The sequence below is a fragment of the Vibrio scophthalmi LMG 19158 genome, assembly GCF_000222585.1.
Lineage (GTDB): Bacteria > Pseudomonadota > Gammaproteobacteria > Enterobacterales > Vibrionaceae > Vibrio > Vibrio scophthalmi.
Genome location: NZ_AFWE01000144.1, coordinates 1 through 15,923, shown reverse-complemented (window position 1 = coordinate 15,923; position 15,923 = coordinate 1). Strand labels below are relative to the sequence as shown.

Annotated in this window: 14 protein-coding genes; 8 read left to right on the top strand and 6 right to left on the bottom strand. The window is 44.9% G+C overall.

The genetic code is table 11. The features are described 5' to 3' along the window. Positions 1–10: 10 nt before the first annotated feature. A complete protein-coding gene (gene clpP, locus RH88_RS10920) occupies positions 11–625 on the bottom strand; it encodes an ATP-dependent Clp endopeptidase proteolytic subunit ClpP (protein WP_005595876.1) in 615 nt (204 codons plus the stop codon). 106 nt (positions 626–731) lie between these two features. Then, positions 732–2,033, bottom strand: a complete 1,302-nt coding sequence (gene tig, locus RH88_RS10915; protein WP_005595874.1) for a trigger factor — start codon at positions 2,031–2,033, stop codon at positions 732–734. A gap of 535 nt (positions 2,034–2,568) precedes the next feature. On the opposite strand from tig, the gene RH88_RS10910 reads away from it, so the two are divergent. Further along, entirely contained in the window at positions 2,569–4,404 is a 1,836-nt protein-coding gene (locus tag RH88_RS10910; protein ID WP_050798504.1) for an ATP-binding protein, read from the top strand. Next, entirely contained in the window at positions 4,404–5,741 is a 1,338-nt protein-coding gene (locus RH88_RS10905) for a sigma-54-dependent transcriptional regulator (protein WP_005595872.1), read from the top strand. Before RH88_RS10910 ends, RH88_RS10905 begins: the two co-directional genes overlap by 1 nt. Positions 5,742–5,796: 55 nt before the next feature. On the opposite strand, the gene RH88_RS10900 is transcribed toward RH88_RS10905, so the two are convergent. From RH88_RS10900 to hutW, 4 genes are all read right to left on the bottom strand, one after another. Further along, entirely contained in the window at positions 5,797–7,920 is a 2,124-nt protein-coding gene (locus RH88_RS10900; RefSeq protein ID WP_005595867.1) for a TonB-dependent hemoglobin/transferrin/lactoferrin family receptor, read from the bottom strand. A gap of 84 nt (positions 7,921–8,004) precedes the next feature. Further along, a complete protein-coding gene (gene hutZ / locus RH88_RS10895; RefSeq protein ID WP_005595865.1) occupies positions 8,005–8,589 on the bottom strand; it encodes a heme utilization protein HutZ in 585 nt (194 codons plus the stop codon). Beyond that, on the bottom strand, positions 8,586–9,107 hold the full coding sequence (gene hutX, locus RH88_RS10890) for a heme utilization cystosolic carrier protein HutX (RefSeq protein WP_005595860.1): 522 nt from the start codon (positions 9,105–9,107) through the stop codon (positions 8,586–8,588). Before hutX ends, hutZ begins: the two co-directional genes overlap by 4 nt. A 35-nt stretch (positions 9,108–9,142) precedes the next feature. Beyond that, positions 9,143–10,552: a heme anaerobic degradation radical SAM methyltransferase ChuW/HutW gene (gene hutW / locus RH88_RS10885; protein WP_005595858.1), complete on the bottom strand. Its 1,410-nt coding sequence runs from the start codon at positions 10,550–10,552 to the stop codon at positions 9,143–9,145. Between the two features lie 307 nt (positions 10,553–10,859). Between hutW and RH88_RS10880 the strand changes: the two genes are divergently transcribed. Genes RH88_RS10880 through RH88_RS10855 form a run of 6 tightly spaced genes read left to right on the top strand, consistent with a single transcriptional unit; the run spans position 10,860 to position 15,634 of the window. Next, entirely contained in the window at positions 10,860–11,687 is an 828-nt protein-coding gene (locus RH88_RS10880) for an energy transducer TonB (protein WP_241212184.1), read from the top strand. Positions 11,688–11,698: 11 nt separating this feature from the next. Beyond that, complete coding sequence (locus tag RH88_RS10875; RefSeq protein ID WP_005595851.1) at positions 11,699–12,415, top strand: MotA/TolQ/ExbB proton channel family protein; 717 nt, start codon at positions 11,699–11,701, stop codon at positions 12,413–12,415. Beyond that, on the top strand, positions 12,415–12,849 hold the full coding sequence (locus RH88_RS10870) for an ExbD/TolR family protein (protein ID WP_005595850.1): 435 nt from the start codon (positions 12,415–12,417) through the stop codon (positions 12,847–12,849). Before RH88_RS10875 ends, RH88_RS10870 begins: the two co-directional genes overlap by 1 nt. Further along, positions 12,849–13,721, top strand: coding sequence for a heme/hemin ABC transporter substrate-binding protein (locus tag RH88_RS10865; RefSeq protein ID WP_005595848.1), 873 nt, complete (start codon positions 12,849–12,851; stop codon positions 13,719–13,721). The genes RH88_RS10870 and RH88_RS10865 overlap by 1 nt, the downstream gene beginning before the upstream one ends. A gap of 24 nt (positions 13,722–13,745) precedes the next feature. Continuing rightward, entirely contained in the window at positions 13,746–14,801 is a 1,056-nt protein-coding gene (locus RH88_RS10860) for a FecCD family ABC transporter permease (RefSeq protein WP_005595846.1), read from the top strand. Continuing rightward, positions 14,801–15,634: a heme ABC transporter ATP-binding protein gene (locus RH88_RS10855; RefSeq protein ID WP_005595844.1), complete on the top strand. Its 834-nt coding sequence runs from the start codon at positions 14,801–14,803 to the stop codon at positions 15,632–15,634. Before RH88_RS10860 ends, RH88_RS10855 begins: the two co-directional genes overlap by 1 nt. The last annotated feature ends 289 nt before the right edge of the window (positions 15,635–15,923 follow it).

Genomic DNA, 15,923 nt, shown 5'->3' with positions numbered 1-15,923 from the left:
GCAAGTTTCATTAACCGCGGTGGGTTAACACTTGATCGATAATACCGTATTCGGCCGCTTGCGCCGCTGACATGAAGTTATCACGATCAGTGTCACGCTCAATAATATCCATCGGCTGACCAGTGTGCTCTGCAAGCAAGTTGTTCAGCTTTTCTTTGATAGATAGAATTTCTTGGGCGTGAATTTGGATATCTGACGCTTGGCCTTGGAATCCGCCTAGTGGCTGGTGAATCATGACACGTGAGTTAGGCAAAGCAAAACGCTTACCTTTCGCGCCACCAGCAAGGAGGAATGCACCCATAGAACAAGCTTGACCTGTACATAGCGTGCTCACATTTGGCTTGATGAACTGCATGGTATCGTAAATAGCCATACCTGCAGTAACGCTGCCACCTGGAGAGTTGATGTAAAGGAAAATATCTTTATCTGGGTTTTCAGATTCAAGGAAAAGCAACTGGGCAACCACTAGGTTCGCCATGTTGTCTTCCACTTGACCTGTCAAGAAGATGATGCGTTCTTTTAGCAAGCGAGAATAAATATCGTAAGAACGTTCACCACGGGAAGTTTGTTCAACCACCATCGGCACTAGTGCGTTCATGATAGTATTTTGTTCTTGGTAGCTCATATTCTGATGTCCCTAAAATAAATGGCCCGGATGATGAATATCACACGGACCATTGTTAGCAGAATAGTTAATGCTTAGTCAACTTTTCTACGCAAGATATTGCTTATTAAGCAGGCTGTTGGTTCATAAGCTCGTTGAAGCCAACTGCTTTTTCAGTAACCTGAGCTTTAGCGATGATTGCGTCAATAGCTTGCTCTTCTAGAGCGATGTTGCGCATGTTGTTCATCATTTGCTCGTTTTGCTCGTAGTAAGCAACAACTTCAGTTGGATCTTCGTAAGCAGTCGCCATCTCTTCGATTAGAGATTTCACTTTAGCATCATCCGCTTTAAGTTCTTCAGACTTGATTACTTCACCTAGAAGAAGACCTACAACTACGCGACGTTTAGCTTGCTCTTCGAACAATTCACGTGGCAGTTGAGCTGCTGCTTCTGGGTTACCACCGAAACGTTGAGCTGCTTGTTGACGAAGAACTTGGATCTCTTGGTCGATTAGCGCAGCAGGTACGTCGATGTCGTTTTCTTTAACTAGACCGTCGATTGCTTGCTGTTTGATGCGGTTCTTAACAGCTTGCTTAAGTTCGCGTTCCATATTCTTACGAACTTCAGCTTTAAGTGCGTCAATGCCGCCTTCAACTACGCCGAACTTAGCAACGAATTCGTCGTTTAGTTCTGGAAGTTCACGAGCTTCAACTTTGTTTACTTTGATTGCAAACTTAGCTGCTTTACCTTTTAGGTTTTCAGCGTGGTAATCTTCTGGGAAAGTCACATCGATTTCGAATTCCATACCAGCTGTTTTACCAGTGATACCGTCTTCAAAACCAGGGATCATGCGACCAGCGCCCATCTCTAGTGGGAAGTTCTCAGCTTTACCGCCTTCGAACACTTCACCGTCGATAGAACCAACGAAATCGATTGATGCACGTTTGCCTTCTTCAGCTGCTTCTTCAACTTCTTTCCAAGTTGCTTGCTGCTTACGTAGCGTGTCGATCATTTCTTCAACGTCAGAATCTTGTACATCCGCTTGTGGTTTTTCTACAGCGATGTTTTCAAGACCTTTAAGAGCGATCTCTGGGTACACTTCGAAAGTTGCGTTGAATACTAGATCAGCGCCTTCTTTTGTCTCAACAGGAGCAAAAGTTGGAGTACCAGCTGGGTTGATCTTTTCTTTAACGATCGCTTCGATGAAATGACGGTGCATTACTTCACCCATCACGTCTTGACGTACTGCTTTACCGTACATCTGAGCAACCATCTTCATTGGCACTTTGCCTTTACGGAAGCCATCGAAACGACGGTTTTTAGCGATGTTGCGTAGTTCAGCAGTAACAGCGTCTTCGATGTTTGCAGCTGGAACAGTAATGTTTAGACGGCGCTCTAGGCCTTCTAGCGTTTCAACAGTAACTTGCATTATAAATTAACCTCAATACTGGCTCGGTTAAACCGAGCGTATGAGCTACCGAAGCAAAGCTTGGTAACTGCATCCTTGTTTGTACTCTAAGAGCACCTATTTAGATTCGAGAATCGACAACACTGATTCGCGCTATCGAACTAATTAGCGATATCTTTTCTGTTCATCGCCGTTCAAGCCATTTCAGCTATCATCACAGCGCACCCAGCGAAAGGTATCTCCGATTAGTCTCAGGATATAAATTTAGACGCAGCATTCTAACGACCTAGGCCATAGCTGTCGAGCCGATCCCATCCAACATTCAGGGAATATCCTAAATTCTCATTTAACTGCTACAAAAACGAACGATAAAGCAGTCAATGTACACAGAAATGGGGACATTAATGTGTTTTTCAATAGAAACTAGCGTTTTTTTTAATTGGAGTAATAAAAGGAGATCTAAGTCCGGTTTTATCGCCCATTTTCACAAAGCGGTACAACACCTTGATAACAAAACCCGATAGGCTGACGCTAAAAGGATTGATAAGGATTTTACATCTTGGCTATTCGACGCGTGAATCTCTACATTTTGGTGCTGTTTTTTCTCTGCCTAGTCTTGGGAGGTCGTTGGGTGTGGAACCTGAACTATCAAGCCCAACTTGAGCAACATCAGGCACAATTAGATCGCTTTGCTAGCCACATTAACACCAAACTGGATAAATACGCCCACTTGCCACAGCTGCTCGCGCAAGATAACGAAATTATTTCCGCCCTACTCAAACCGAAGAACTCAGCACAGATCGATATTACCAATCGCTACTTGGCCCAGGTCAATCAAGTGATTAATGCCGCCGATAGCTATTTACTCGATGCCCAAGGTACAACTTTAGCGGCCAGCAACTGGAATTTACCACGCAGTTTCATCGGACGTAATTTCGCATGGCGGCCGTATTTCTCACAGGCCATACAGGGCGATAGCAGTGAATATTTCGCTTTAGGATCCACCTCTGGGCAACGTGGTTATTACTACAGTTATCCGGTGGTCTATGCAGCGGAAATCATTGGCGTCATCGTGATAAAAATGGATCTCACCGCCATCGAAGGGAACTGGAATAGTGAGAACAATTACTTCGTCGCCACCGACGTCAATCAAATCATTTTTATGTCGAGCAATCCTCAGTGGCTATTTCACAGCTTGAGTGATATCGATCAGCAAACCCAACAACAGATCGTTCAATCTAGGCGCTATCTCGATTCTGCCCTCCCTTCACTTGGCCTACAAGGTGATTTCAACCTCGGTCAAACAGAATTTCAAGACGTAACCAAAGGCGGAGTGCAAGGCGATTATATTGTGTCGTCCCGAGCACTGAAAGATGTCGACCTCATCATTCGCGTGCTCTCGCCAAAACGAACGGTGCTTTGGCCTACGTTGAGCTTCTTACTGGTACTGACACTGTTTTTCACCATTGCGATTCTCTCCTTACAACTCGTCCACCAGCAAAATCAAAGAAAGCGCCAGTTTGAACAGTTACAGTTAGAAGCCAAACAAAAACTAGAGTTTTTAGTCATGGAACGCACCGCAGAGTTGCATGCTGAAAACCATGAAAGAGAAAAAACCGAACAGGTATTACGACAAACCCAAAATGAGCTAATTCAAGCTGCCAAACTTGCGGTGTTAGGCCAGATGTCGGCCAGTATCAGCCATGAACTCAATAACCCACTCGCGGCCATTCGTAGTTTTGCAGATAACGGTCGACGCTTTTTAGTGAAAGGCGAGACTGAGCGAACAGATGACAATTTAAGCCGCATCTCAGCACTGACAATACGGATGGCAAAAATTAGCGAGCAACTCAAATCCTTCGCCCGTAAATCTGACAGTGCAGAGCGGCACACATTAAATCTCATCCCTGTGGTTGAAGCAGCACTGGCGTTAACTTCTCCTCAATTGAAAGCCAAACAAATAACGGTAGCAACCGAGTTTGCTGATGATTCAATTAAGGTTGAGGTCAACCCGATCCAGCTTGAACAAGTGCTGGTTAATTTAGTCAGTAATGCCATTCAGGCCATAGAGACACAAGCCGAGCGCAAAATAGCACTGAGTATTGAAACAACAGACACTGAAGTACATGTTCATATTGATGACAATGGGGATGGCATTGATGACAAAACAAAAATGAAACTGTTTGAACCCTTTTACACCACCAAAAAGAATGGTCTTGGCTTAGGTCTGTCTATCTCACAACAAATCATGCATGCCATGGAGGGGGACCTCACCTCCTCTTCTTCGCCACTTGGTGGTGCGCGTTTTACCTTGTTACTGAGTAAAAGTGCTTCGTCTCACACGGCGAAAACCATTGATATAACGAACCCACAACCGATGAAGGACGAATGATGGACGACGTTTTTTTTATCGATGACGAAAGCGATATCCGAATTGCCATCGAGCAAAGCTTCGAGCTGGAGAATATTTCTGCGCGTTTTTTTGCCGATGCAGAGCAAGCGTTATTGGCCATCAAAGCCGATGGCTTACCAAAAGTCGTCATTAGCGATATTTGTTTACCAGGCATTTCTGGAGAAAACCTACTCTCAACCATCCTTAACCAAGATACTGATGTCCCGGTGATCTTAATAACCGGTCATGGCGATATCGCGATGGCCGTAAAAGCACTGCGTAACGGCGCCTACGACTTTATCGAAAAACCTTTTTCGGTTGATCGTCTCATCGATACCACTCGGCGAGCGCTCGATAAGCGTAATCTGACTCTCGAAAATCAAGCATTAAAACGTAACCTCAAAGCAAGCCAGACTTTAGGGCCTCGTATCATCGGTGATAGCCAATTGATGATCACTCTCCGCGATACCATTACGCATATTGCTGATACGCAAGCGGATATTCTTTTATTTGGTGAGACAGGCACAGGTAAAGAGCTGTTTGCCCGTTCAATTCATGAGCAAAGCGCACGTCGAGAGCAAAATTTCGTTGCCATCAATTGCGGCGCGGTGGCTGAAAATTTGATTGAAAGTGAGCTTTATGGCCACGAAAAAGGCGCATTTACCGGAGCCGATAGCATTCGTATCGGCAAACTCGAACATGCCAATGGCGGAACGCTGTTTTTAGATGAAATCGAGTCCATGCCGATGCAGGCACAAATTCGCTTATTGCGAGTATTACAAGAACGTAGCATCGAACGAGTGGGATCAAATTCGCTCATTCCGATTGATATTCGCGTGATCGCCGCGACGAAAGTCGACCTAAAACTAGCTGCCGAGCGCGGGGAGTTTCGTCAAGACCTCTATTATCGTCTAAACGTAGTGACATTAGATCTGCCGCCACTCCGCAGGCGAAAAGAGGATATTCCGGCCCTATTCCATCATTTTTTGTTGGTGGCCGCCGCCCGCTATGGCAAAGACGCAGCCTCAATTCCGCAAGCAGATCTGCAAGCGTTACTTGGCCATGACTGGCCGGGTAACGTCAGAGAGCTAAGAAATAGTGCGGAGCGATTCGTTTTGCTAGGCAACTTAGGCCAACTGGATAACGTGAATTCTGCCGAATTAAATGCGCCAACGCTAACAGACCAAGTGGCAGAATTCGAAAAATTGGCTATCGAACAAGCGCTAACCAGCAATGCCGGTCGCATCAATGAGACGATGCAACAACTGCAGGTGGCTCGCAAAACCTTATACGATAAGATGCAGAAATATGGGTTGGATAAGAACGATTATAAATAATAAAGGGCACCACGTGCCCTTTAAAATAAGTATCTAAACAATGACTTAAGATCGACTAAAAATCATACTTAACCGTAACGGCCCAATTGCGGCTCGCTTGAGTTAAATCTTTATCAACAACGGTTTCACCCTTAACATCATTCCAGCTGTAATACTCTTCGTCAGTTAAGTTGAAGACACCAGCTCGAAGTGTTAAATCCTCCATTGGCTTGTAGTAAGCGGTTAAATCAACCACGGTCGCGCTCGAGATAGGCAGAATATCGGACTCGTCAGTATTGATATCACTCTTTTTCTTCGCTGCGGTATAACTAAGGTTTAAAGAAGTTCCCCACTGATTAATCGAATCATAATTCAATCCAATCACGGCATTCCATGGATTGACATCGTTCAGAGGTTTACCTTCGCCATCTTTTCCTTCCGTATAAGCGGCCGCAACTCGCGAACTGAAACCTTCAACAGGCATAAAACCATCCCACGACAGACGATTGGATAATTCAATGCCTTTAATCACTGCCTCTTCGACATTCACGTATTGAATGATTGCAGGATTCATTGGATTTCTCATTTCACCAGAGACTTGCTTAGATTCAATAAAGTTATCGTAATCACTGTAGAAAACAGCAATTTCACTCTGTGAAATATCGTTATTGTGTCTCCAACCTAATTCGTACGAGATACTTTCTTCAGCTTTCAAATCCGGATTTGGCTTATTGATATAACCATGATTCGGGTTACCGAAAGAGTAATAGAGCTCTTTAAATTCTGGAGCGCGGAAACCTTGACTCACTTGAGCAAAAATTCGGTGTTCTTGGTTTAATTTGTAGATCGCCCCTAAGCGCCCCGTCACTGCTGAATCAGAAAACTTGGTGTAATCACTTTGGGCATTGCCGCTTGGGTTGGCAGTTGCATCACCTGGATCGGTGTTAAATGAGTCAAAGCGTAATCCTGGAGTAATAATCCAATCACCCATGGTAATTTCATCTTGAACGAACAGACCATAGCGACTTTCACTGGCACTCGGCATATAGAAAATTTCTTTATCTGCGCCTGGATTATTGCGTTCTTTATTGATGTTTTTTATGTCTTTATCTTGGTAAGACATACCATAAACAATGTAGTGTTCGGTCGAACCTAGTGAAAGGAATTTATCTAACTGAATATCAAACTGGTAACCTTTATCACTGTAGATATAGTCTTTGGTTTGAGCGATAGGAATGGCCCCTGGATTGTTAGGTTCAACCGTTCGATTTGTTAGCGCGCTTTCATCTTTATTGAGATAGCTCAATTGCCATTCAATCGCATCAGCGATTACAAGATCGCTCCCCCAAATATGTTTGATGCCAAGTTGATATTGTTTAGTTGTGTCATTACTCGATGCATTTGAGTAGCTTGAGTAACGATTCGACTCGTAAGTCTGCTGCCCTGTACTCTCATTGCGAATATAGTTACCACTGAACTCGATTCTGTTGGCTTGATTAAGTTGATATTGCAACTTGACCAATAAGTCATTAGCTTCACTATCCAACGATTCCGGACTGCCAAAGTTTTCTAGTTCTTTACCATCTCGTCGCGTATAGGCCACAAGTGATTCTAATTCTCCGACCTTGTTCGCTAGAGCGACAGATTCACTAAACGTTCTATCCGCTGAGGAGTAATTAAATTTCGCATGACCACCAACATCTCGCCCTTGGAGGAAATCGGCAGGATCTTTGGTTTCAAAAGCAACGATACCGCCAATTGCATCCGAACCTTGCAATGAGGAAGCCGCACCTTTAACCACTTCAACAGATTTCAATAAATCTGTATCCACTTCAACTCTTGATGAATTGAGAAACGTGCCACCAGAATCAAATTGATTCCCTTGTGATACTCCATCAACCAGTACTTTGATACGGTTTCCTTCAATACCGCGGATATTAATGCCCTGCACACCTTGACGAGCATTGGTTTCCACCGTAACACCCGGAGTATATTTGAACAGGTCATCAAGACCTGTAACCATATCATTTTCAATCTCAGTATCTGTTATAACAGATACTGAGGCAGCAACATCGTCTAGTTGGTTGTTTGTACGTGTCGCTGATACCACTACTTCATCGAATGAGTAGACTTCTTCTGCCAATGTTGGAGCAGATAAAACAGCGCTGATTAACAGCGCAAGTTGAGTTTGCTTTATCATCAATATATCCATTTAGAATGATTAAAAAACTCCCTCGATTTAGAATATTATTAATAGGGAGTCTGAGAGTTCCGCAAGGCGCAATTATGCCGTACGGGCTTTTTCGGCTTGAACGTGTCCTTCGGCGAGATGAACAAAATCCAGTAAATCATTACCCGAAATTTCAAATGCCTGGCCGAATCCTTTTACATAACGTCCCGACTCTGGCGTCAGACGATACAAATTAAAGTCCCCAAGCTGGCTTAGGTTGTCGATGATCTCGCCAAAACGAGCTTGTAAAGCCGCAACACCGCGTTGCCAAGTGGGTGAGTGTCTTTTAACCAATTCTGCTGTGGTGTCGAATGTTAAACGCTTACGCGCATAGATCTGTTTTGCTTCACTCTCGTCTTGCACCATCATGATCGAGACATTGCGATTGGTTTTGAGATTACGCCCATGAGAGGCGATATCACTCACCAAGATATAATAGGCTTGGCTATCAAAAGCGAACGGTGCGTAAGTGGCATTAGGAATGCCTTCTGGGCTGATCGTTGCAAGCTGAAGTGTTTGGCGAGAATCTCTAAATTCTTGTACTTCTGGCTCTAAACGATTTTGTAGACGCTCTCGACGTACCTCTTCTCTTTGAGAGGTTTGGGCTTGATTATTTTCTGGCTGACTTTCTAAACTCATGCGCTTAATTGCTCCTTCATTTTGCCAAATTCGATCACTTGTTCTACGAGTAGTTGACGCTTTTTGTCACGCCCAACATAGACTTTAAAAATGCAGTTACCCTCAGCATCGAAAAAACCAATATAGTGGCTTTCCATACGACGAAATGGCTTACTAACAAACGCGATATGGGCAACTAAGTCGAGGCGCAAGTGACCATGCAACTCACCTTCTCTCCCCATAAGATTGTAGTAACCATGGGCTTCCTTTCCTTTTGGAAATGGGGCTTTAGTTTCAAATATTGACCCAAACGAGTGGACAATCGTGGTAACGTTTCCCCAAGCAGGCAATTGCTCTAAGATCGCTTGAGCATGCTGTCCATCAACCTGCGTCAACATCGCTTCTGGCAATGCAAAGGTGATCGCGCCTTCGCTCAATGCAAGTTGCTGAGACATTTCAGACACTGGCGTGGCGGCATCAAGAGCCAGTGCTGCAGTTACTTTCTGTTTTACTTCTGTCATTGAACATGTGCTGTACATGCTTTCTCCTTAGGTTCGAATTTATCTAACGGTTGTTAGCCAGCTAAAGCCAAGCGATTCGCTTGATCGTTCTGGATAACTTTAATGAGATTCGTCGCCAAATTAACCGACCAAAATTGGCCAGCTTGTGTGAGTGCAACCGCCTGTTCGGTTATCGTCACAAGTCCCCGTAACTGCCAAGCTTCAAATAGCGGCATCAATCGCTCAAACCATGGGATAAAGTCATGTTTTAGCAACACTCCTAGGTCAAATGCGGCTTTGAATTGGTTCAGAGAAGCGTTGTTTGGGTCACTTTTAAACGCCATACCAACAGGGAACTGCTGCTGTTGAATAGCCTCGATGTATGCATTCATATCGCGGTGCTGCATCGCACTTATGCCATTGAAATTACCACCCGCACCTGCACCGATAGGCAATACTTCCGCATTGGTTTTCGCTAAGCTGTTATAAATACTTCGCTCACGATTCGTTGAAGCCCAATGGTTCACACTCAAGCGACGTTGATGAAAACGGGCCATAAAGTCCGCTCCCATTTTGTACATTTCAGCTTTGGTTGCCGTATTGGCGGGTTGAGGAAGTTTCCCCTGTTCGATCAAACGTGCCATTGGCAAGTTTTGCAATTCAAGTAATTGGTAGAGATCGACACCATCAACGCCTGTTTCGAGATACATCTGCAAATCACTTTGCCAAATGTCTAGCGTCTGATATGGCAAACCATAGAGCAAATCGATCACGATAGGCGCAGCGTTATAACGCACCATCTTTTGTAACGTCTCAATGACTACGTCGCCATCATCAAGACGTTTAGCCGCCCGACGAACCTTGCTATCAAAGCTCTGCACACCTAGAGAAAATCGGTTAAATCCCCCTTCAAGCGCTGACTCAAACTTTGCCTCACTAAAGCGGTTCACTCGGCCCTCTAAGGTAATTTCACAGTCCGGTGTCAATGGGAAGTACTGGCGAATCATCTGGCCTAGCTGTTTGATTTGCTCAGCACTTAGATCCGTTGGCGTACCACCACCGACGTAAACGGCTTGAAAAGGCATGCTTTGTGTCCAAACAAATGCAGATTTACGCTCAATCTCTAACGTTAATGCAGCAAAGTATTCGGCGATCAATGACTCACTCGAGGCGTACTGGAAAAAGTTGCAGTAGGTACAACGAACTCGACAAAAAGGAATATGAATATAGAGACAGCGTGCTTTGTTCATCGCTGGCGTATTGAGCGCATCTAAAACGCTATCTTGTGTTTTACTTTGCGCTACAGGTACTGAGCCCCCACCAACATGAGGGCCCGTTTTACCGCTAAAAGCAAAACGAAGTGGATCGGGAGTATTCCGACCAACGATAGATTCATCATGACTATCAAACGTAATTACGTCAGTAGCAGGCACATCTAAGCGAGCGACCTCTATAGGGGAAGCTCCTGAGGCGATTGGATTCATAGCGTCTTCATGGCACCTATTTCACTGCACACAAATTGACGAAATGTCAGCAAAAGCATTCAGATTGCTTACTCACTTAGTGGAGAAATGCATCCTGCTGCCGTGCCATGTTCGACGTGAAACTTGTGGGTGAAATCTTATAAAGAAAGTTGTAAATAAGAATTATTCTCGACATAATATAGATCGCAAGTGATAATGCAAATGATATTTGATCTCATTATTATTTAGTGGATAATAGGTCTCGTTGTTCGGTGTCGGTTTGCTTTCTCACACCATTTTATTACGTCAATTGTTTGTGGGTTTCCTCATGGCAAAGCTTCGCTACTTCATTGCTGGATTGATTGCATGTCTTATTCAAGGCGTGGCGTTGTCATATGCTCCACAAGAGAAAATTCTGCAGGTATCCATAGACCAAGGTATCAATGCCGTGCAGATTCAACTGCTTGCCCAAGCGGCTGCCAAACCCATTGAACAAACAAAAAGTCACCTTGATGACATCAGCAAGCAACAAGAACTCGAACGCCCAACAGAGCCGGAAAAGCCGCAACAAAACAAGCTGAAGACGAACGCTAGCAAGCCTAAACCTGTCGTGGCAAAAAAGCCTACGCTAGAGCCTGCAAAAACGGAGACATCAAAACCTGCTCCTCTAAAGCATCAGAAAACGGTTATGCCAAAGAGCAAGTCAGATTCTCAAATAACCAATGTGAAGAAGATTGAAAAATCAGTCACTAAGCAAGACATTCCGCCACCAGCTAAACCAAAACTGAAGCCGCAAGAAAACGCAAAAAAAACCATCGAACAAACCGATGAAATGAACGCCGATCCACACCAGAGCGCCGCACAAAATCGTGAACCGATGCTCGTAAGTAAGCCGCAATTCAGTGCCAAACCTGTTCCCGTTTCTTATCCAAGGCTCGCACGTAAAAAAGGACTCGAAGGGAAAACATTGATTGAAGTATGGCTCGATAGAGAAGGAAAACAGGTTAAGCAGAAAGTTATCTCATCCAGCGGCCACTCCATACTGGATCAGCGAGCATTGAATACCATCAAGCAATGGCAATTTTCACGCCGAATAGAGCAAGGCCAAGCTATTGCTCATCGTGTGCAAATTCCGATTAATTTCAAACTACAGTAGTACAACAAATCATGATGCAAACATTGAGTCATCTTCAAAGCCAACTCGGTATCATGACATGGCCACTTATCACCATGTCATTTCTCACTCTGGTTATCTTAATTGAGCGAACCTTCTACATGCTGCTCAATGGTCGAACCTACACCAAACAAATTTTGCAGCAGGTGCATAAACTCGACTTCAATCATGCGGATGAAGTGGATCGTTTTATTACGCAAAAATTAAGTGGCCGCCAGCTCGCATTCCAATCCATGCGTATGCTACTTAACCATCGTCACTTCACTAAACCTTTGCGTGAAGAGGCGGTCAGTATTTGGCTATTTAAGAAACGCCAGCAATTTCGCTCTGGTATCCGTTTGCTATCGATGATTGGTGTTATTAGCCCGCTCATCGGTTTACTTGGTACCGTGTTGGGGTTAATGGAGATGTTCAAAGGTATCACTTCAACTCAAGGGGCAATTTCTCCGGCAAATCTAGCCGATGGTCTCGGCCTTGCGATGACCACCACCGCCGCGGGTTTATTGATTGCCCTACCCGCTATTATGGGAGCGCAACTGCTCAGTATGTGGGTGGAGAAAACCTTAGCCAAAATTGAATACACGCTCAATCATAGCAATTTACATATCGAAGGTATCTCGGTAGACCCTTGTGCAGAAAGTTGCTGTGATAAACAAGAATGCGCTAAGCAAAAAATCTTTATCACGCCTACCACTGAAGAGGTGGTTTGATGATTCAATCACATTCCCAATTCAGCGATGAGGAATTTAAACCCGACTTAACTCCGATGCTCGATATCATCTTTATTGTGATGGTTTTTCTGTTACTTACTGCCAATGTTAGTGTGCAAACACTCAATGTCGACATTCCTAAAACAGAAGAAAGCAACACACTGACCCGACCTGACAAGCCGGTGATCTCTGTAGCGATTCTCTATTCAGATGACCGTTCTGAGTCGGCGAATCAGTGGGCTGTCGATGGATCAGAATTTCACGATTGGAAACAGTTTACTGCGGCGCTACTCAAAGCTCGTAATGAAACCCCCGATAAAGCGATTGTCATTGCGGCGGATAAGAAAGCCAACGTCGAATCCATGCTTAACTTACTCGCTTTTATGCAAACAAATCATATCTCCGCCACAAACATTGTTATGGAAGAACATTAATGAAAAAGCTCGCTTTTGCTTTTGGCCTATTGGTAGCATCAAGCTCTCTAATGGCACAACAACACACCGAGTCTCAATCCGCGCAAACGAATCGCATTATTAGCGCAGGCTCTAGTATCACTGAGCTTATCGTTGCCTTAGGAGCAAAAGAGCAGTTAGTTGCACTCGACGTAACCAGTAAAAAATACAACCAGGATGAGAAGCTGCCACTGGTCGGTTATCACCGTCAACTCTCTGCCGAAGGGTTAATGGCCTTATCGCCAACTCACCTAATTGGTTCGCATGAGATGGGGCCAGATAGTACGTTAACACTGCTTAAAAATGGCGGAATTGATGTCGAAACCGTTCAATCTGGTGATACTGAGCAAGATCTCTTTAATCGCATCGATAAAATCGCTGCGATTACCGGCACACAAGACAATGCGGTAGACCTAAAAGCTTCAATTCAGTCAAAACTCGATACGATGCAGCAACGAGATGTTGCGGATGCACCAAAAGTTCTGTTTGCGATGCTCAGCAAAGGACGTCCGGCAACGATTGCTGGTGATAAAACCACTATTGATGTCATCGTTAAGCTCGCTGGCGGGCAAAACCCTGCCAAAAGCATGATGAGCTCATACAAACCTGTCTCACAAGAAGCAATGGTAGAGATGCAACCCGATTATCTTTTGGTCACCAAACGTGCATGGCAAGCATTGGGCGGTAAAGAAGGTATTTTAAAAGAGTTTCCATTATTAGCAGCGACCCCCGCTGGAAGCCAAGATCGTATTATTGCCGTAAATGGCAGCGCAATTATCGGTGGGCTGGGTATCGAGAGCTTGGTACTGGCTGATGACCTGTTCAATCAGTTTCACCCCAAAGAATCACAGTAACGATTCACAATGGCAGTTTCCACAATGACAGCGTCACGTCTACTTAGCGCAAAATCACTGTGTATTATCGCAGCGATTTCTCTTTACTTTGCCACGGTCGCATCCATCAGTGTTGGTCCGATGAATATTGGCTTTTTTGATAGCATTAAATCACTGCTACCTAACCTCTTTTTTTCCAGTACCAAGGCTGATCTACCGCCTCATATCACTATGGTCGTGCAACAAGTGCGTTTACCTCGCACTTTGCTCGCGATCGCCGTTGGCGGCATTTTAGCGATTAGCGGCGCGGTAATGCAGGGTTTATTTCGCAATCCATTAGCGGATCCGGGAATTATCGGTGTCTCATCGGGTGCCGCGCTTGGTGCCGCAATCGCGATCGTTCTGTTTGGTGAACTCGCGACCCATTATCCGACTTTACTATTATTTGGTACGGTTCCCGTCTTTGCCTGCCTTGGAGGTACGGTGATTACCTTTGTCGTCTATCGCTTGGGAACTGGTGCCAATGGCACATCAGTGACCATGATGTTACTGGCAGGGGTTGCGATCGCCGCCTTAGCAGGCGCGGCCTTAGGTTTACTTAACTATTTTGCCGACGATCAAGCATTACGTGACCTGTCATTATGGACAATGGGGTCTTTAGCGGGAGCGAACCCTCGCGGTCTATGGCTGGCCTTCATTACTCTAGCGATACTGTTCATCGTTTACTACCGCGACGCAGATAAACTCAATGCGATGTTATTAGGTGAAGCCGAAGCTCGCCATATGGGCATCAATGTGCAATCACTAAAACGACGTTTAATCATTCTTGCCGCTGCAGGGGTGGGTGTCACCGTTGCGCTAGCCGGTATGATCGGCTTTATAGGGTTAATTGTGCCACATCTAGCTCGAATGCTCATTGGACCCAATTTTCGTTCTCTACTACCTGTAACCTTGCTTATGGGTGGTTTGTTACTTTTAGTCGCCGATATGCTCGCTCGCACAGTGGTTGCCCCATTAGATATGCCCGTAGGTATTGTGACCGCTTTACTGGGCGCCCCCTTTTTCATCTGGTTGCTTATCAAACAAAAGGGGCGTTTATAATGTTGTCTCTGTTTTCATCCCATCAAGCTGCTCAAGGCCATTCGATCGACGAATATCGCGCACAAACGACGGTCGCCATACAGAATTTATCCATCGCTTTAAGTGGCCGAACCATTCTAGATGACATCAATCTGTCTCTCAATCGAGGTGAATTTACCGCGTTACTTGGCCCTAATGGCACTGGCAAAAGTACATTGCTGAAATCACTTACCGGGGAGATTAGCGCGCGAGGTAATTTTGCATTATTCGGCCAGCCACGTGAACAATGGCGTTCAAACCAACTCGCAAAACACTTTGGTGTATTACCGCAAAGTAGTTCTTTGTCGTTTAATTTTAGCGCGCGTGAAGTCGTTGCACTGGGAGGGCTGGGGCTGTCGATGTCACGCGAGGAACTAGATGGTGTGATTGATGGTTATATGCAACAGACCGATGTTATCCATTTAGCCAACCGAGATTATCCAACATTGTCAGGCGGAGAAAAGCAGCGCATTCATCTCGCCCGAGTTCTAACGCAACTTGAACAAAGTGGTAAGAACAAGATTTTACTCCTTGATGAGCCGACCTCAGCTTTGGATATCCATCATCAACACAGCACACTCGCGCTCGCACAAAAATTGGCACAACAAGGCGCTACCGTCGTTGCGGTATTGCATGATTTGAACTTAGCCGCCCAATACGCCGATCGTATCGTGATCTTAAATAATGGTTCTATCGTTGCTGATGATATTCCCGAAAAAGCGCTGAGTTCTACTGTCATTGAACAAGTTTATCAACACAAGGTGTCGATCATCACTCACCCAAGCCTAGGACACCCAGTAGTGATTGCGGCTTAATAGCCTGACGATTGAGCAATGTACTTCTTCTACTCGGTTAATAAACCACATTGATATCAGTCCAATTTGGCAAAGTATTGAAATATCGATAATACTTAAACAAAAAGCCGAGGAGGAATACGATGGGAGAAAAAACCAAAGTAAAAGTCATCGCCGAGACGGTATTGATTGATGGTGTCTACCAACCCGACCAGCGTTCAGGTGAAGATAGACGTAAAAATCGCCAAGCAAAATGGCGATTTTACGAACGTAGGCAAGGGGGTTGTGACCCGCGAAACGAAGGAAAAAA